This is a genomic window from Streptomyces sp. N35, from assembly GCF_016464295.1.
Classification (GTDB): domain Bacteria; phylum Actinomycetota; class Actinomycetes; order Streptomycetales; family Streptomycetaceae; genus Streptomyces.
The window spans coordinates 38,802-56,670 of sequence record NZ_JAEIMH010000064.1; the positions used below are offsets into that span (position 1 = coordinate 38,802).

The window sequence follows — 17,869 nt, forward strand, 5'->3', positions numbered from 1 at the left end:
GGGGCGCCGGCCGGGCCCGGCCCCCCCCGGTGGGGGCCCGTGCCCCCCCGCCCCCCCGCCCGCCGGGAGCGAAGCCTCCCGGCCCGGCGCGGGCCGGGAGATCCTCGCCCTGGCCGACGGTCGGCGCACGGCGCGGGACATCGCGTTCCGTACCGGCCGCGGGCTCTACACGACCACCGTCGAGGCCACCCTGCTGCTCGGCCGGGGGCTGATCATCCGGGCGACCCCGGGCGGGATCGCCTTGGGACCCGGGTCCCCGGACCTGGCCGAGCCGCTGCTTCGCCGAGGCCGGGACCGGGCCGGTGCCCAGCCGCCGGTACGCACAGCCGCAGCAGACCTGCCGCGCCGCGTCCCGGGCGCGAGCGGCAGGACGAGAACGCCCGCCGACGCGGGCGGCAGGACGAGAACGCCCGCCGACGCGGGCGGCAGGACGAGAACGCCCGCCGAGGAGATTTCCGTGGCGGGCCGGCAGGGCGTTTACCTGCGTGCCGGAAGAATTGGCATCGACGACCCAGGATGAGGAATTGACCTCGATGATCGAGGATTTGGCGCGCGCCGGACAGAGACCGCAAACAACTCGCCGCAATGCAAGTGGGGTTCACTGCATGGATCAAAAGAAGCTGGCCGACGAGATGCGTCAGATAAGAGAGGAGCTGGCCGGAATTACCGATACGGCGGTGGCAGCCGTCGACGGACTGCTCATAGCGGCCGACACCGGCCGCAGGATCGAGGCGGAAGGGCTCGCCGCACTCGCCGCCGCGGGCCTGGGCCTTGCGCAGCGCACCGTGGCGGCGACCGAGCGCGGAGAGCTGCGCCGCATGGTGACCCACGGCAGTCAAGGCTGCGCCGCCGTGTACCCGGTGGGGGAGATCGCGCTGCTCGTGGTCCTCGGCGACGAGGGCCTGGATGTCGATCTGCTGCACGAGGAGTTCCCGCCGATCCTCGACAGGATCGCCTCGATCCTGACGGACGAGGCCTGAAGGCAGCGCGGTGCGAGGGAGCACCGAGGGGCGGCGCCGCACCTGAAGTGCGGCACCGCCCTTGCTCGTCCGGTCACCTTGCTCAGACGTCCAGTTCGGCTTCGATGCGCTTGAGCTGGTGGCGGGCCATCGCGAGGTTGGCCCGGTCCTTGTCCAGGGCCAGATAGAGGAACAGGCCACTGTTGTTACGGGACTTGAGCAGCCGGATGAGGTGGTACTGACCGCCCAGCGTGATCAGGATGTCCTCGATCTCGTCCTTGAGGCCGAGCATCTCCATGGTGCGCACCTTGGCGCGGACCACGTCGGTGTTGCCGGCCGCCGCGACGGACAGGTCGAGTTCCTTGTTCCCGCCGAGGGTGCCGAGCGCCATGCCGCTGCTGTAGTCGACCAGGGCCGCGCCCAGGGCGCCTTCGATCCCTGTCATCGCTTCCTTGAGGGCCGTCTCGGTGTTGATCATCGGAGCCGCACTTCCTTTGCGTCGGTTCGGGGTTCGGGGATTGGGAGCGTTCATGGGCAGGTCTTCTCCAGTCGTTCGGGCGCGTCGTCGAGGAGTGCGGCGATCCGCGCGCCGGACCAGCCGGCCTCGAGGCGGAGCCGGCCGATATTGGTGCTGGACCCGGTCGCGAGCATCAGGAGGGCCGAGTCGCCCGCCGTGCACGCGGCCAGCCAGCCGTCGGTACCGCGGATCAGGAACTCCCGCACACCGCCCACCGCGGCCGCCTCGGCGACGCGACGTGCCGCCGTGAGGGCGTCGGCGGGACGAGTCCCGGCGCGCGGGGCGTCCCCGCCGCCGAAGTCCTCGGCAAGCACCCTTCCGTCCGCGCCCGCGGCGGGCGCGCACCCGCCCCAGCTCCCCCCCCAACTCGGCCTGTGCCGCCATCACTTGGTCCCTCTCGGCCCGGCGTCGCGAGATGCGTCTCATGGCGGCGCCCCGGACACGGGGAGTCGCGGATTCACAGGCAGGCCTCCAAGCCGTCGCGTACGCGCTGCAGCAGAGCGATATCGGGCGCGGCGAAACCGTCCGGGGCCCGGCTGCGCGCGGCGGGCGAGCGGCCCGTACGCGCGGGCGCGGTGGGCCTGCGCGCCGGCGGCCGCGGTGGCTCCACCAGACCCGCCACCGCGAGGCGGCGCACTTCGAGCAGCACGTGGAAGGCGGGGCGGCCGAGCGCTCGCGCCAGGTCGGCCGGGGTGCGCTCCCCGTCGGCGAGGTCGAGCAGCTCCCGCAGCCGGACCGAAGGGGGGCGGTCCGGCCGAGGTCTGCCGCGGACCACCGGGTGGTGGTCCATCGAGGGGCCGGGCCACAGGGAGTGGAGCAGCGCCCGGCGCCGGGACACCTCGGCAAGCACCCGGTCCGCGGGCACGGACAGGCCGAGCCCGCCCTCGGATGTCACCCCATGCCGGAACCGGGCCGGACCGCCGCCCGGTGCCAGCGCGAAATACGCCGCGTCGAACAAGGCGGTGTACCGGCACAGTTCAAGTGCGCCGTCGGCGAGCTGACCGTCCTTGACCAGATGATCGGCCGCCCGACGGCTGTCCCCGCCGCAGCGCTCGAGAGCTTCGTCCCATTCGGTCTTCGTCAACCGCCCACTGCCGACCACCAGTTGACCGAGCGCCGTGGCCGCCTCGCTCTGCGCGTGCACCACCTGACCGTCGACCAGATACAGCAGACCGGTCGAGCGCTCGAGCACACCGTCGGCCCGTTCCTTTGCCAGCCGCCGGAGCATCGAGGCGCGGGAGGGCAGCTCGGGCGCGGCGGCCGCCGGGGTCATGTCGCCTCCGTGGCCGTGTACGGCTGCGCCAACTCCTCGGCCAGTGCCTGGAGGCGGCGTCGTGCCAGGGCGAGGTTGCCCGCCTCGCGATCGAGCCAGAGGTGGACGAAGAGGCCTCCTTCCAGGGCGTCCGCGACGAAGCGGATCAGGTGGTAGGCCGAGCCGGTGGTGACGATGACGTCCTCGACCTGCGGAGCATCACCGCCGTCGTGACCGGCGCCGAACACGGCCGACTCCCGGACGATCCGCGCCAGTTCCGCGGTGTCACCCGCGGTCGCCTCGATGCCCGCCGGCCAGGCCTCACCCGCCGAGTCCAGAGCGAAGCCACAGGTCCAGTCCACGATGGCGGCCCCGCGCGCACCGGGCACGCCGATGGCCTCGAGGAGTGTCATGTCGATCCCTGGCACCCTCGCCCCCCTCCCCGCACCGGCGACCGGTGCTGCAGTGTGCCTGCGTGACGAGGAGGCTAGGGCCGAAGAGGCGCCCGAAGGGGCCAGTGGCACATTCCAAATGAATTTGCCAAACCACGACAGCGGACTGGTCACTAGCGTTCGATTCGAGACCGATTCCGGCGAACAGTAGGCCGATATTCCGGTTCCGGCCAGGAGTGAAGCGGTCGGCATGGTTGCCCGGGCGCGCACCTGCGCTCCCGCGCGTCCGTCGCGCGCCCCCGTCGTGGTCGGCACGCCGTGCCGTGGGGCAAATGCCTCGGACATGCGCCCGGTGTCACCTCATTCGTCACTGTGGCACCAGGCGTATCCAGGACCGCCCGCCGAGCGGTTCGGCGGTTCTATGCTTCGGGCGCTGAGCGGAAACGACCTGGGGGGCCGCCCGCCACGGGCGGCGGGGAGGGGATTGTCAGTGCTGAAGTCGGGGGTCAGGCGGCTCTTACGCCGTGCCGGATTCGACATCGTGCGGAGCACCAACAACCGGGGCGGGGTCGACGACTTCATCCCCTTCGAGGCGACCATGCGGGCCGCGCGGGCGGCGGGTCTGTCCGTCGGTGATTACATCGACGAGGTCATGAACGGGACGCCCGGCGCCACCGAGTCCACCATCGGTGAACTGCGGGCGCTCGGGGTCTTCGAGGCCGGCCCGGACGCGGTCCTCGAGATCGGCCCGGGGTCCGGGCGCTATCTGGAGAAGACGCTGAAGGAGTGTGCGCCGGGCCGCTATGAGATCTACGAGACGGCGGCTCCCTGGGCCGAGTATCTGGTCGAGACCTTCGGCGTGGTGGCCCGGCCGACCGAGGGGTTCGCGCTCGCCGCGACGCCCGACGGCAGCATCGACCTGGTGCTGGCCCACAAGGTCTTCAACACCCTGACGTTTCTCGGGACTTCGCGCTACTTCTTCGAGATGGCACGGGTCACGCGACCCGGTGGCCGCATCGTTTTCGATGTGATGACCGAAACCTGTCTGGAGCCGGACACGATGCGCGCCTGGGCGACGCAGGGCGGCACCGGCCACGACTCCTATCCGGCCGCGATGCCGCGCCGGACCTGCGTGGACCTCTTCGCCACCCTCGGCTGCACTCTTGAGGCCGGCTTCCTCGCCCCCATGGGCGTCGCCTCCACCGAGGTGCTTGTCTTCGCAAAGACGGCTTGACCCTGGCCGTAGGCGTCTCTCCATGGTCCCGGCACGTACACGCGGGTGACGATCGATGTAACGAGCTTCAAATGTTCAGCACAAATTACACACATCCCCTCTTCAGGGGAGCTCCAATGGTCTAGATTGACGCTTCACATGCCGGGACACGAGGCGACAAATCGTGATCTATAGGACTGGCGCGTTGGTGGTGCGGCACCGGGTGCGGGGAGCACCCCTGTCCACCTCGGTCTACGCGGGTTGTTTCTGGTGGCTCTGAAGGCAGGCGGATTGTTCGCGGGAGGTTGGGGCCTCCCGGCAAGACAGAGCGGCGCTGAACGGGGGGCGGGGGCCTCCCGAGGGGAGCAACAGGGCGGGGGGCGGGGGCCTCCCGGGGGGAGGAACCGTGTTGGGCGAACACGTCGAACCCGCTGGCGACCTCGGCGGGACCGTGCGGCAGGGAGAGTTAGTCAGCCCGTTTCCACCGGTGCGCGGGCGATCGGTGGACGGGGCGACAAGTCAGCCCGAAAGCGAATGGGAGCCGCGGTACCGCCGTGCCGTGATCACCGGCGACACCGTGGCCACGGCCTTTGTGATCGCGTCGATCGGCGGCTTCTTCGGCGTACGTGACGCGGCCAACTGGCACGAGAAGTGGACCATTCTGGCCTTCGGCACCGAACTGCTCGTCCTGGGTGCCCTGATGGCGAGCCGGGCCTGGGCCCCCGTCGTACTCGGCCAGGGAGCCGAGGAGTTCCGCCGCCTCGGACGCGCCCTGTTCACGGCGGCCGTCGTCCTCTCGCTCGGCGGGATCGCCGTCAGTTCGCGCAATATCAAACTCTGGATCTTCGTCGCCATACCGGCGATCGCCCTCGTCACCGTCACCGAGCGCTATCTGCTGCGGCGGTGGCTGCACCGCAGGCGTACGGAAGGCCGATGTCTGCGACCGGTGCTCGCCGCCGGGAGCCCGGACACCGTACGCGACCTGATCTCCCGGGCCCGCAAGTTCCCGCACCTCGGCTGGCGCGTGGACGCGGTGTGCACCGCGGACGGGCGCGGGCTCGCCGGCGACAAGGTGGACGGTGTCCCGGTCGTGGGCCAGCTGACCGACGTCGCCAAGCATGTGCACGGCGACGGTTACCGGGTCGTGGCGGTCACCCCCGACCCGTACTGGTCGCCGGACCGGCTGCAGCGCCTGGCCTGGAACCTCGAAGGCAGCGACGCCGAGATGGTGGTGGCCCCCGTCCTGATGGAGGTGGCGGGACCGCGGCTGCATGTCGACGCCGTACTCGGGATACCGCTCCTGCGGGTCAGCATGCCGGCCTTCACCGGCGGCCGCCGGGTCGTCAAAGAGGTGGTCGACCGGCTGGGAGCGGCGGCTTTGCTGCTGCTGCTCGCCCCGTTGATGGTGCTCGTCGGGGCGATCGTCCTGATCGACAGCCGCGGCGGGGTGGTCTACCGCCAGCGCAGGGTCGGCAAGGACGGCCGTGAGTTCACCATCTTCAAGTTCCGCACCATGGTGCACGGGGCCCACCGGGCCCGGGCCACGCTGGCCGACCTCGACGAGGGCGCCGGGCTCCTGTTCAAGGTGCGCCAAGATCCGCGGGTGACGCGGGTGGGGGCGGTGCTGCGCCGGTACTCCGTCGATGAACTCCCGCAGCTCTTCAATGTGCTGACCGGTTCGATGTCGCTGGTCGGACCGAGGCCCCCGTTGCCGGAGGAGTCCGCCGAGTACGGCCCGGACATCCGGCGGCGGCTGCTCGTCAAGCCCGGGCTCACCGGCCTGTGGCAGATCAGCGGACGCAGTGATCTGCCGTGGGCCGAGGCGGTCCGCCTCGACCTGCGCTACGTGGAGGACTGGTCGCTCGCCCTGGACGCGGTGATCTTGTGGAAGACGCTGCGTGCGGTGGTCCAGGGGCAGGGGGCCTACTGACGCGCGGGGGAGCGCGTCACCTGTGCCAAGGACCGCGGGCCCAAGGGCCCGCCAGGGGAGGAACTCGAGATGAGGGTCAGTGTCTTAGGGCTCGGCTACGTGGGCTGCGTATCGGCCGCGTGCCTGGCCGGCCGGGGCCACGAGGTCATCGGCGTCGACGTCAGCCAGGCGAAGGTCGACCTGGTCAACGCGGGCAAGGCCCCGGTGGTCGAGGAGCGGATCGGCGAGCTCACCGCCGAGGTCGTACGTACGGGCGCGTTACGCGCCACCGACGACGTCCGCGAGGCGATCCTGGGCAGCGAGGTGTCCCTGATCTGCGTGGGCACACCCTCGGAGCCCAACGGCAGCCTGTGCACCACCTACTTGGAGCGGGTCGCCGAGCAGATCGGGGCGGCGCTCGCCGAGAAGGGCGGGCGGCACACGGTCGTGTTCCGCAGCACCATGCTTCCCGGCACCTGTATGAACCTGCTGGTGCCGATCCTCGAGAAGTACGTCGGCGGCACGGCCGGTGTGGACTTCGGGGTCGCGGTCAACCCGGAGTTCCTGCGCGAGGGCACCAGCGTGCGGGACTTCTTCGACCCGCCGAAGACCGTCATCGGCGAACTCGACCCGGCGAGCGGCGACGTGGTCGCGAAGCTGTACGAGGGACTGCCGGGCGAGGTGTTCCGGGTGCCCGTACCGACGGCCGAGGCGATCAAGTACGCGGACAACGCGTTCCACGGTCTCAAGATCGGCTTCGCGAACGAACTGGGCGCGATATGCCAGGCACTCGGGGTGGACTCGCACCAGGTGATGGACGTGTTCCTCGCCGACCGCAAGCTGAACATCAGCCCCGCCTATCTGCGCCCCGGCTTCGCCTTCGGCGGCTCCTGCCTGCCCAAGGACCTGCGCAGTCTGGTCCACGCTGCCCGGCGGGCGGATGTCTCGGTGCCGATCCTGTCCCACGTACTGCCCTCCAACTCCGACCATCTGCAGCGCGCCGTACAGCTGGTCGAGCGCACCGGCAAACGGCGCGCGGGCCTGTTCGGCCTGTCCTTCAAACCCGGCACCGACGATCTGCGCGAGAGCCCGCTGGTCGAACTGGCTGAGCGGCTCATCGGCAAGGGGTACGACCTGAAGATCTACGACGCCAACGTCAACCTCTCGCGGCTGCTCGGCGCGAACCGCGCGTACATCGAAACCCGCCTGCCCCATATCGCGCAGCTCCTGGTGGACTCCGTCGACGAGGTGATGGAGCACGCCGAGGTGTGTCTGGTCGGCACCAAGGACCCGGCGGTGCTCGCGGCGCTGCCCCATGGCGAAGGACCCGTGCTGATCGACCTTGTTCGCCTACCCGACGCCGAGACGCGCAGGACCGAAACGGGGTACGTGGGCCTTGTCTGGTGAGATATCCGGCGGCGCCGGGCCGGCCCGGCGCGCGCTGATCCTGGTGGAGAACCTGTCGGTGCCGTTCGACCGGCGGGTGTGGCAGGAGTGCGCGACGCTGCGCGACGCCGGCTGGGACGTCCATGTGATCTGCCCCCGGGGCGAGAAGCGGGACACCGAGCCGGAGGCGTTGATCGACGGCGTGCGGATCCATCGCTATCCGTTGCGCGCGGCGACCGGAGGACCGGCCGGCTATCTGCGGGAGTACGGATCCGCCCTGTGGCACACGGTCCGCCTGGCCCGCAAGGTCGGGCCGGTCGACGTGGTCCACGCCTGCAATCCACCCGATCTGCTGTTCCTGCCCGCGCTGTGGCTGAAGCGGCAGGGCGCACGGTTCGTGTTCGACCAGCACGACCTCGTACCCGAGCTGTATCTCTCCCGGTTCGACCGCGGCAAGGATCTGCTCTACCGCGGCGTCTGCGCCCTCGAGCGGCGGACCTACCGGGCCGCGGACATCGTGCTCTCCACGAACGAGAGCTACCGGGACGTCGCGCTCAGCCGCGGCGGGCGGCGGCCCGAGGACGTCTTCGTGGTGCGCAGCGCACCCGATGTCGGCCGCTTCCAACCCGTTCCGCCCGAGCCGGAGCTGAAGCGCGGCAAGCCGCATCTGCTGTGCTACCTCGGCGTGATGGGCCCGCAGGACGGCGTGGACTACGCCCTGCGCGCGCTCGCGAAACTGCGCGACGAGCTCGGACGGACCGACTGGCATGCGGTGTTCATCGGCGGCGGCGACACCTTCGACGCCATGGTGCGGCTGTCCCGCCGGCTCGGGCTCACCGAGCAGGTGCAGTTCACCGGCCGCATCCCGGACGCCGACCTGGCGCGCTACCTGTCCACCGCGGACGTATGCCTGTCTCCCGACCCGCACAATCCGCTCAATGACGTGTCGACCATGAACAAGGTCCTCGAATACATGGTCATGGGACGGCCGATCGTCTCCTTCGACCTGAAGGAAGCCCGCGTCTCCGCCGGGGACGCGGCGGTCTACGCGCCCGCCAACGACGAGGCCGAGTTCGCCAAGGGCATCGCCCTGCTGCTCGACGATCCGGACCTGCGGGCCCGGATGGGCAAGACCGGCCAGGAGCGCATCGGCGGGGAGCTGGCCTGGCGCCACTCGCAGGCCTCGCTGCTCGCCGCGTACGAAGCCGCCTGCCGCGACCACACCCCGGTGGCGGCACGCGGCCCGGCACGAATCCGGAGGAGGCTGCTCCGTTGAGCGACGACACGATCCGCCTGGCCACGATCGGGCGAGTGATCCAACGGCGGTGGCGCCTGCTCACCGTCCTCGCCGTGGTGGGCGCGCTCGTCGGCTTCGGTGTCTCGGTGGTCTTCCCGCCGCGCTACACGACCTCGGCGTCGGTGCTGCTCTCCGGCCAGTGGGAGGAGCGCGAGCTGCTGACCCAGGCGGAGATCGCGACCAGTTCGGTCGTGATCGACAAGGTGGCCGCCAAGCTCGGCGACAGCGGGCTGCGGGACCGGGTGAGCGCCAAGGCGACCGAGGGGAACATCATCAGCGTCTCGGGCACGGCCGACACCCCGCAAGGCGCGCAGCGGATCGCCGACCGAGTGGCCGAGGAATACGTGGCCTTCGCCGCCCGCCTGGCGGGCGACACCACCGACTCCGATGTGGCGACGCGGCCCGAGGCGCTCAAGAAGCTGGTGGCGCAGACCAGCCGCCGTATCACCGAGCTGGCCAAGGCGGCCGATCCGGGGAAGAGCGTGGAGAGCGTGCAGGGCCGTACCGAACTGGAGAAGCTGCGCACCGCGCTGCAGGAGGCGGTGGAGAAGCTGGACGAGGTCGACCCCTCGCTCAACAAGGCCAACATGGTCGTCATGGGACCGGCGACCCGGCCCGCCGGCGAAGCCCCGCCGACCCGGCTCCAACTCGTCGTCGGCGGTGCGCTGTTGTTCCTGCTGTGCACGGTAGTCGGTCATCTCGCCGCCGCGCGTATGAGCAGGCGGCTGCGCGGCGAACAGGAGATCGCCGCGGCGCTGGGCGCCACACTTCTCGGCACCGTCGACGTGCCCGGTGAACGGGCCGCGCACCAGCCCCCGCAGGGCGGCGGCCCGCAGGCCCGGATCCGCGGGTTCCTCGGCCTCGACACCCGGTGGGACACACCTGCCCCGCAGGCGTCCGGCGGCGAGGGCAGCAGGCAGATCCGCTACCGGCGGGTGCTGGCCCGCCTGGGCGACCAACTGCCGCTTTCCCGCGGAACGTTGCTGGTGATCGTCCCGAACGGTGACGACATCGCCCGCCGGGCCGCCGTACGTCTCGCCGCCGAGGCGGGGAGGGAGCCCCAGCCGCGGGTGGCGGAGGTGGGGGGGGGGCCCCCCCCCGCCCCCCCCCCCCCCACCGAGTCCGGCGCCCTGGTCGTGCTCAGTGCGGGCAGCAGGACCGCCGGAGAACTCGCCGGCCTCGCCGAGGCCTGCACGGACGCCGGGCACGAGGTCGTCGGCGTCGTCCTCGCCGGCACGGTCCGGGCCCGTACGACAGGACCGGCCGGCCACACCCCGGACGGCCCCGTGCCCGCGATGGCCGGCGGCATCGACACGCGGGGAGGTTCAGCGTGACGACGAGCACGACGTCCGCATCGCCGGCCGCCCCCCCACTCCTCGGCCTGCCGGCCCCCGTGGGGGGGGGGCGCGGGCGCGGGCGCCTCTGGTGCTGCGTGGCGCTCCTCGGTCTGCTGGCCGGAGCGGCGGTGGCGGTCCTCATGCCACCCCCGCCCACCGCCGTGAGCACGGTCCTTGTCGCGCACGAGGCGGATCAGCCCAACGACCCGGGCACGCTCATCCGCACCGATGCCGCCCTGCTGAAGACCACGCGGATCGCGGGCCAGGCTCTGGAATCCCTCGACTCCACCGAACGCCCGGAAGACTTCATGGAGGACTACCAGGGCACCGGGCTGACCAACAACCTGCTGCAGATCACGGTGGCGGGTGACAGCGACGCGGACGCGGTCGCACGGGCCGAGGCGCTGTCCGATGCCTTCGTCGCGGACCATGTGCGGCGCCTGATGGAAGCGGCGGAGGCCGAAGCCAAGGCCCTCCTGGGCCAGCGCGACCAGATGCGCGGCGAACTCGACAAGGTGAACGAAGAGATCGGCGACGGACAGCCGGAAGTCGACCCGGAGACCGACCCCGGGGCGGCCGCGAACCTCGAGTCGCTCTTCGCCCGCCGGGCCGAACTCACCTCCCGTATCGCCGATTTCGACCAGCGCGCCGAAGAGGCCCGGATGGGCGCACCGCGCCTCGTCGCGGGTACGCAGATCGTGGACGCCGCGCGCGCGGTCGAGCACTCCGTGCCCAGGACCGCCGCCACCAACGCGGGCATCGGGCTCGTGCTGGGGCTCGTGCTCGGGCTGGCGCTGGCCGCGGTCGGCTCCGTGGTGGCGGACCGCCCGGTGCTGCGCCGGGTGATCGCGGCGAACCTCGGCGCGTCCGTCCTCGCGGAACTGCCCCGCCGCCAGGCCCTGTTGTGGCGCCGCCGCAGGAACCGGGCGGCACGCGAACGGCTCACGGCGTCCCTGGCCCGCACCATGCGCGGCTCCACGGAAGGGTTCTCGCTGCTCGAACTGGGCTCCGTGCGCAGCACGAGCAGGATCGCCCTCGATCTCGCCGAGGCGCTCGCGGGGGAGCGGCCGGTGGTCGTCGTCGACGGCCTGCCGCGCCTGCAACTCGTCAAACGCCGCCCCAAGTCGGGCGCTTTCACCGTGGTCGGCGACGCGGAGGTCCCGGCCGTATCGCCTCAGGAACTGCGGTTCGGTGTCGGCTCGGTGGCGCCCGGCACCGCATGGACCGACCTCCAGTACCTCGGCACCCGGACCGTGCTCGTGGTGCGCGCCGGGCACGGCAGCGCCGCCTGGCTGCACACCGTGGCGCGACAGCTCGCGGACCAGCGGATCGCCGTGCTCGGTGTGGTCCTGATCGACCCCGACCCGCGCGACCGTACCGACGGCACGCTGTGGGACGGGCCGGCGGCCGCGTTACGCGGCCAGAGCGAGCGCCTCGCCCGGCAGAACGGCACGGGCCGGCTGCGCAAGGAATCGCTGCCGGTGCCGGCCCCGCGGGTCCCCGACAGCGATCAGGAGGTGCGCTAGCTCATGTGCGGCATAGCGGGCACGTACAGATGGCCGGACGGCAAAGCCGTGACCGACCGGCTCACCGAGATCCTCGCGCACCGCGGTCCGGACGGGGCCGGCCGCTACAGCCACCCCGTCGGCGACGGCGAAGTACAGCTGGGCCACCGCCGGTTGGCCATCATCGACCTGTCCGAGACCGGCGCCCAGCCGATGGCCAAGGACGGCCTCGTCCTCACGTACAACGGCGAGCTCTACAACGCGCCCCAGCTGCGTGCCGAGCTGGAGAGCGCGGGAGTGCGCTTCCGCGGTACCTCGGACACCGAGGTACTCCTGGAAGCCTGGCGGCGCTGGGGAACGGACTGTCTGCCCCGGCTGCGCGGCATGTTCGCCTTCGGGATCTTCGACGAGCGCAGCGGTGAACTGGTGCTCGCCCGCGACCAGTTGGGCATCAAGCCCCTCTTCCTGCTCCGGCGCGGCGACGGCCTGGTCTTCGCCTCCGAACTCAAGGCGCTCGCCGCGGTCTCCGGCGCCAAGCCGGAGGTGGACCACGCGGCCCTGGTGGCGTCCCTCCTGTACTACTGGGTGCCCGACTCGCGCTGCGCGCTGCGCGAGGCGGAGAAGCTTCCGCCCGGAAGCTGGCTGCGCTGCCGGCCCGACGGCCAGGTGGAGCGCGGCCGTTACTGGAATCTGAAGGACATCGCCGCCGAGGCGCGCCACGGCGAACAGCCGGACCTGGCCGCCGTCGTCGAGGAGTCGACCCGGCAGCACCTGCTCTCCGACGTCCCCGTCGCGACCTTCCTCTCCGGCGGTCTCGACTCCAGCTATCTGACCGCGCTCGCGGCCCGCCACCAGCCGGGCATCTCCGCGTACACCATCGGATTCCGCGCCGAGGACGCCAAGTTCGAGGCGATGCCCGACGACCTGCGCTACGCCCGGCAGGTGGCCGAGCGGTTCGGCGTCGATCTGCACGAGATCGAGATCGCCCCGAACGTTCTCGATCTGCTGCCGCAGATGACCTACCACCTGGACGAACCGATCGGCGACCCCGCCGCGATCAACACGTTCCTGATCTGCTCGGCGGCCCGCGAGGCCGGGGTCAAGGTGCTGCTCTCGGGGATGGGCGCCGACGAGCTCTTCGCGGGGTACCGCAAGCACCTCGCCAATGTGCTCGCCCTGCGCTACCAGCGCGTTCCGCGGCCGCTGCGGCGCGGTGTGCACGCGGTGGTGGACCGGCTGCCGGTGGCCACGGCCCGCCGCGGCTACCGTTCGGTGCGGTTCGCGAAGCGGTTCCTGTCCTTCGCCGAGCTGCCCGAGGAGACCGCGTTCCGGCGCAGCTACACCATGTACGACCAGGACGAACTGCTCGCCCTGATCGACCCGGACCTGGCCGGCACGGTGGACGATGTGCTCGCTGAGCACGCGGACATCTACCGGGACAACGAGCTCGACGACTTCGTCAACCGCATGTGCCTGGGCGACGCCCGGATGTTCCTGCCGGGCCTGAACCTCGCCTACACGGACCGCTCCAGCATGGCCGCGTCCACCGAGGTACGGGTCCCGTACGTGGACGTCGAGGTCGTGAAGGCGGCGTTCGCCTTCCCCGGCAGCCGCAAGATCGCGGGCCGGCAGGGGAAGGCCGTCCTCAAGGAGGCGGCCTCCTCGATCCTGCCCAAGGAGATCGTCCACCGGCCCAAAGGCCTGTTCAGCGCCCCGCTGCGGGCCTGGATGAGCCGGGACCTGGCGCCGCTGGTGCGCGAGGTGATCAACGACGGCGAGCTGGTCAGCTCCGGTTTCCTGCGCCGTGACGCGCTGCGGCGGATGGTCGCCGAGGACGCCTCGGGGCAGCGGGACTTCTCCAAGCATCTGTGGCACGTACTGACCCTCGAGTACTGGTATCGCGGCGCGACCTCCGGGTCCGGTCGGAGCACTCGGTCAACGGCGCAGGACTTCATGGGACTTCAGAGGAATACAGAGGAGCACGGGTGAAGCAGGTAGTGCAGAACTACAAGAGCGGCGAACTGGCGCTGCTCGACGTACCGGTACCGGGATGCAAGCCGGGCGGGGTGCTGGTACGGACCGCCTACTCGCTGATCTCCACCGGGACCGAGCTCATGAAGGTCTCCGAGGCCGGTATGTCCATGGTGGGCAAGGCACGTTCGCGCCCGGACCAGGTGGCCAAGGTCCTGCAGAGCGTGGCCACCAACGGGGTGCCCGCCACGTACCGCAAGGTGATGGGCAAGCTCGACTCGTATACGCCGCTCGGCTATTCGCTGTGCGGGGTGGTCGAGCAGGTCGGCGCCGGGATCGACGATGTGGCCGTCGGCGACGTGGTGGCCTGCGCCGGCAACGAGCACGCCCTGCACGCCGAGGTGAACTGGGTACCGCAGAACCTCTACGCCAAGGTGCCGGACGGACTCGCACCGCAGCACGCGGCCTTCGGCACGGTCGGGTCGATCGCGCTACAGGGCGTGCGCCGCGGCGAGCCGCAACTCGGCGAAGTGGCCCTGGTCATCGGACTCGGGCTGATCGGACAGCTGGTGGTGCAGCTGCTCACCGCGTCGGGTGTACGGGTCGTGGGCGCCGACCCCGACCCGGTGCGCTGTGCGCTCGCCGAGCAGCTGGGCGCGGTGGCCTGCGGCGATCCCGGATCTGTGGCTGTGGAGACGGCCGTCGCCGAGCTCACCGAAGGCCATGGCGTGGACCAGGTGTATCTGGCCGCGGGCGGCGACAGCAACCAACCCGTCGAGCTGGCGGCCCGGTTGAGCCGCGACCGGGGCCGGGTGGTCGACATCGGCAAGTGCAGCCTCGACCTGCCGTGGAACGCGTACTACGAGAAGGAGCTCGACGTCCGCTTCTCGCGCTCGTACGGCCCGGGGCGCTATGACCCGGAGTACGAACTCGAAGGCCGGGACTATCCGATCGGCTATGTCCGCTGGACCGAGCGCCGCAATCTCGCGTGCTTCCTCGACCTCGTCGCCCGCGGCCGGGTCGATGTGGAGCCGCTGGTCTCCCACATAGCGGCCTTCGACGAGGCCGTCGAGACGTACCAGAACCTGAAGGACGGCGGTCTGAAGGCCGTGGCCGTCCTGTTCCGCTACCCCGGGCAGAAGAGGGAAGCGCAGCCTCCCGTGGTGACCGTGCCCGCGGTCACCACACGGCCGCGCCCGGCCGGTGCCGTCAGGACGCCGGTGCGGCTCGCCTTCGTCGGCGCGGGGAACTACGCGACCTCGATGCTCCTCCCGCACCTGGCCGGGCGCGAGGGGGTGGAGCTGGCGACCGTCGTCACCACGACGGCACTGTCCGGGGCCAATGCCCAAAAGAAGTTCGGCTTCGCGCAGGCCACCACCGATCTCGACGCGGTGCTCGGCGACAAGTCCGTCGACGCCGTGTTCGTGGTCACCCGGCACAGCTCGCACGCCGAACTGACCCGGCAGGCACTCCTGGCCGGCAAGTCCGTGTTCGTGGAGAAGCCCCTGGCCCTCACCGAGGACGACCTGTCGGGCGTGCTCGCGGCGGTGGACGAGTCCGGCAACGACCGGCTGCAGGTGGGCTTCAACCGCCGCTTCGCGCCCCTGCTCCAGGAAGCGAAGAAGCAGTTCGGCGTCCGGACAGGACCGGCGAACCTGCGCTATCTCATCAACGCGGGCCGCCTCGACCACGGCAGCTGGTACCTGCGGCAGAGCACCGAGGGCACACGGTTCGCCGGTGAGGGCGGGCACTTCATCGACACGGCGAGCTGGCTGCTCGGCGCCGACCCGGTCTCCGTGTACGCGGTCGGCACCTCGGGCCACGAGGACCTGCAGGTCGTGCTCCGCTACCCGGACGGGTCCACCGCCACACTCAGCTACGTCACCAGCGGCGCGTCCGGCTACCCCAAGGAAACCCTCGACCTGGTCGCGGACGGCAAGGTGCTGCGACTCGACGACTTCGTGCGCGCCTCGGTCCACAGCCGCAAGCGGTGGGTGAGTTCGCGGCTGCCCAAGGCCCGTGACAAGGGCCAGAACGCCCAACTGGCCGCGTTCATCAGGGCCGTACGGACCGGCGGGCCGATGCCCGTACCGCTGGAGTCCCTGGTCGCCACCACGGCGGCCACCCTCGCCGTGCAGACCGCCGTGGCCGCCGCTGCGCCCGTGACGCTGGCGGGTGCGCGATGAGCATGGGCGCGGGCTGGTACCTGCGGCGCCTGTCCCGGATGGCGCCGCGGGAGATCGGCGGCCGGGTCGGGGACACGGTCCGCAGACGGCGCTGGCGCTCGACACCGCCCGACTGCCCGGACGTCACCGGCGCCCGGTTCACCGCGGTGCTGCCCGACGGGGCGCTCGCCGCGGTCCCACCGGACGCCGCCAAACGCCTCGTCGCGCAGGCGGACCGGCTGATGGCCGGGCACATCGAATACTTCGGAGTGGTACGCGACGACCTGACCGATCCGGACTGGTGGTACGACCCGAAGACCGGCCGCCGGGCGCCATGGGGCTACGCGTTCGGGCTGCCGTACCGCGACGAGGACGCGGTCGGCGACATCAAGCAGATCTGGGAGCTGTCCCGGCACCAGTACCTCACCGTCCTCGCCGCCGCCTACGCGCTCACCGGGGACGAGCGGTACGCGGAGCGCGTCGCCGCGCACCTGCGGTCCTGGTGGGCGGCGAACGCGCCGCTGCGCGGAGTGCACTGGATCAGCGGTATAGAGCTGGGGATCCGGCTCCTGTCCTGGGTATGGATCCGCCGGCTGCTCGACGGCTGGCCCGGTGCGGCCGGGCTGTTCGAGGACAACCCGGTGGCGCGGAACCAGATCTGGCACCACCAGCGCTGGCTCGCCGCCTTCCCGAGCCGCGGATCCTCGGCGAACAACCACATCATCGCCGAGACCGCCGGGCAGTTCGCCGCGTCCTGCGCGTTCGACTGGTTCCCTTCCTCGGCGCGCTGGCGAGCCGACTCCTTACGGTCCCTCGACCGGCACCTGCGCGCCAACACCTTCCTCTCCGGCCTCAACCGCGAACTGGCCACCGAGTACCACGGCCTGGTCCTCGAACTCGGCCTGGCCGCCGTGGCCGAGGCGGACCGCGCCGGTGTCCCGGTCCCCGCGACGGCGCGCCTGGTGCTGCTGCGGATGACCGACGCGCTCGCGGCCGTCGTGGACAACCGGCTGCGGCCACCGCGCCAGGGCGACGCGGACGACGGGCACGGCCTGATCGTCGACGGCGCGGGCACCGACCGCTGGGGCTCCTTGCTCGCCACCGGGGAGGCCGTGTTCGGACGGCTCGACTGGTGGCCGCGGGTCACCGGCACCGATGTACGGACGCCGCTGCTCGCCGCGCTGATCGAACCCGCCGTACCGTCCGTGCCCCGGCCGGAGGACCGGCCCGCGCACTTCGCCGACGCCGGGCTCACCATCCTGCGCGGTCCGGGGGAGATCTGGTGCCGTTGCGACGGGGGTCCGCACGGGTTCCTGTCCATCGCCGCGCACGCCCACGCGGACGCGCTCTCCGTCGAGGTGCGGCAGGACGGCGTCGACATCCTCGCGGACCCGGGGACGTACTGCTATCACGGGCAGCCCGAGTGGCGCGCGTACTTCCGCTCGACCCTCGGCCACAACACGCTGCGCCTTGACGGCGCCGACCAGTCCGTCTCCGGCGGCCCGTTCCTGTGGACCCGGCATGCGACGAGCCGCGTCCTGGCCGTGGACACGGCGGACGAGGATGTGGCCCGCTGGTCCGCCGAACACGACGGCTACCACCCCTCCGTGCACCGCCGCCGGGTCGAACTCGCCGCCGCCGGTCGTGAGTTGACGGTGGTCGACGAGGTCATCGGCTCACGACGTGACGTGCACCTGGCATTCCACCTCGGCCCGGCGGTCTCCGCGCGGCTGACGGGAAGCCGGGCCGAGCTCGCCTGGACCCGGGACGGCGAGCAGCGCTCCGCCGTGCTCGACCTGCCCGCAGGGCTGTCCTGGCGGTCGCACCGAGGCGAGAGCAACCCGCCCCTGGGCTGGTACTCCGCAGGCTTCGGCCGCAAGGAACCCGCCACCGCGCTCGTCGGCACGGGAGCCGCCGACGGTGCGGCGGAGTTCGTCACCGTACTCAGGTTCCAGGGCTAGGGGGG

At 71.4% G+C, this 17,869-nt stretch carries 14 protein-coding genes and 1 pseudogene; 11 read left to right on the forward strand and 4 right to left on the reverse strand.

Going from position 1 to position 17,869, the window contains the following annotated elements; genetic code table 11:
- Both JAO81_RS42875 and JAO81_RS29540 read left to right on the forward strand, forming a co-directional pair.
- Positions 1-520: pseudogene (locus tag JAO81_RS42875) on the forward strand (hypothetical protein); the annotation flags it as partial.
- Positions 521-605: 85 nt separating this feature from the next.
- Positions 606-980 carry a roadblock/LC7 domain-containing protein gene (locus tag JAO81_RS29540; RefSeq protein ID WP_199551017.1) on the forward strand — a complete coding sequence of 125 codons (375 nt, stop codon included), beginning with the start codon at positions 606-608 and terminating at the stop codon, positions 978-980.
- Between the two features lie 82 nt (positions 981-1,062).
- Here the strand turns inward: JAO81_RS29540 and JAO81_RS29545 are convergent, their stop codons facing one another.
- The 4 genes from JAO81_RS29545 to JAO81_RS29560 form a co-directional block, all read right to left on the reverse strand.
- Positions 1,063-1,437, reverse strand: a complete 375-nt coding sequence (locus JAO81_RS29545) for a hypothetical protein (protein WP_165335830.1) — start codon at positions 1,435-1,437, stop codon at positions 1,063-1,065.
- A 50-nt stretch (positions 1,438-1,487) separates the two neighbouring features.
- On the reverse strand, positions 1,488-1,790 hold the full coding sequence (locus JAO81_RS29550) for a roadblock/LC7 domain-containing protein (RefSeq protein WP_199551018.1): 303 nt from the start codon (positions 1,788-1,790) through the stop codon (positions 1,488-1,490).
- A 143-nt stretch (positions 1,791-1,933) separates the two neighbouring features.
- Entirely contained in the window at positions 1,934-2,749 is an 816-nt protein-coding gene (locus JAO81_RS29555; protein ID WP_199551019.1) for a transcriptional regulator, read from the reverse strand.
- Entirely contained in the window at positions 2,746-3,156 is a 411-nt protein-coding gene (locus JAO81_RS29560) for a hypothetical protein (protein ID WP_199551020.1), read from the reverse strand. The genes JAO81_RS29555 and JAO81_RS29560 overlap by 4 nt, the downstream gene beginning before the upstream one ends.
- Before the next feature lie 457 nt (positions 3,157-3,613).
- Between JAO81_RS29560 and JAO81_RS29565 the strand changes: the two genes are divergently transcribed.
- The 9 genes from JAO81_RS29565 (at position 3,614) to JAO81_RS29605 (ending at position 17,864) form a co-directional block, all read left to right on the forward strand.
- Entirely contained in the window at positions 3,614-4,354 is a 741-nt protein-coding gene (locus tag JAO81_RS29565; protein WP_233416095.1) for a class I SAM-dependent methyltransferase, read from the forward strand.
- Positions 4,355-4,784: 430 nt separating this feature from the next.
- Positions 4,785-6,263, forward strand: coding sequence for a sugar transferase (locus JAO81_RS29570; protein WP_199551033.1), 1,479 nt, complete (start codon positions 4,785-4,787; stop codon positions 6,261-6,263).
- A gap of 69 nt (positions 6,264-6,332) precedes the next feature.
- Entirely contained in the window at positions 6,333-7,649 is a 1,317-nt protein-coding gene (locus JAO81_RS29575) for a nucleotide sugar dehydrogenase (RefSeq protein WP_199551022.1), read from the forward strand.
- Entirely contained in the window at positions 7,639-8,904 is a 1,266-nt protein-coding gene (locus tag JAO81_RS29580) for a glycosyltransferase family 4 protein (protein ID WP_199551023.1), read from the forward strand. Before JAO81_RS29575 ends, JAO81_RS29580 begins: the two co-directional genes overlap by 11 nt.
- Positions 8,901-10,259: a Wzz/FepE/Etk N-terminal domain-containing protein gene (locus JAO81_RS29585; protein ID WP_199551024.1), complete on the forward strand. Its 1,359-nt coding sequence runs from the start codon at positions 8,901-8,903 to the stop codon at positions 10,257-10,259. Before JAO81_RS29580 ends, JAO81_RS29585 begins: the two co-directional genes overlap by 4 nt.
- Complete coding sequence (locus tag JAO81_RS29590; protein WP_199551025.1) at positions 10,256-11,788, forward strand: polysaccharide biosynthesis protein; 1,533 nt, start codon at positions 10,256-10,258, stop codon at positions 11,786-11,788. Before JAO81_RS29585 ends, JAO81_RS29590 begins: the two co-directional genes overlap by 4 nt.
- A 3-nt stretch (positions 11,789-11,791) precedes the next feature.
- Entirely contained in the window at positions 11,792-13,756 is a 1,965-nt protein-coding gene (asnB, locus tag JAO81_RS29595; protein WP_199551026.1) for an asparagine synthase (glutamine-hydrolyzing), read from the forward strand.
- On the forward strand, positions 13,753-15,924 hold the full coding sequence (locus tag JAO81_RS29600) for a bi-domain-containing oxidoreductase (RefSeq protein ID WP_199551027.1): 2,172 nt from the start codon (positions 13,753-13,755) through the stop codon (positions 15,922-15,924). Before asnB ends, JAO81_RS29600 begins: the two co-directional genes overlap by 4 nt.
- Positions 15,921-17,864 carry an alginate lyase family protein gene (locus JAO81_RS29605; RefSeq protein WP_199551028.1) on the forward strand — a complete coding sequence of 648 codons (1,944 nt, stop codon included), beginning with the start codon at positions 15,921-15,923 and terminating at the stop codon, positions 17,862-17,864. The genes JAO81_RS29600 and JAO81_RS29605 overlap by 4 nt, the downstream gene beginning before the upstream one ends.
- The last annotated feature ends 5 nt before the right edge of the window (positions 17,865-17,869 follow it).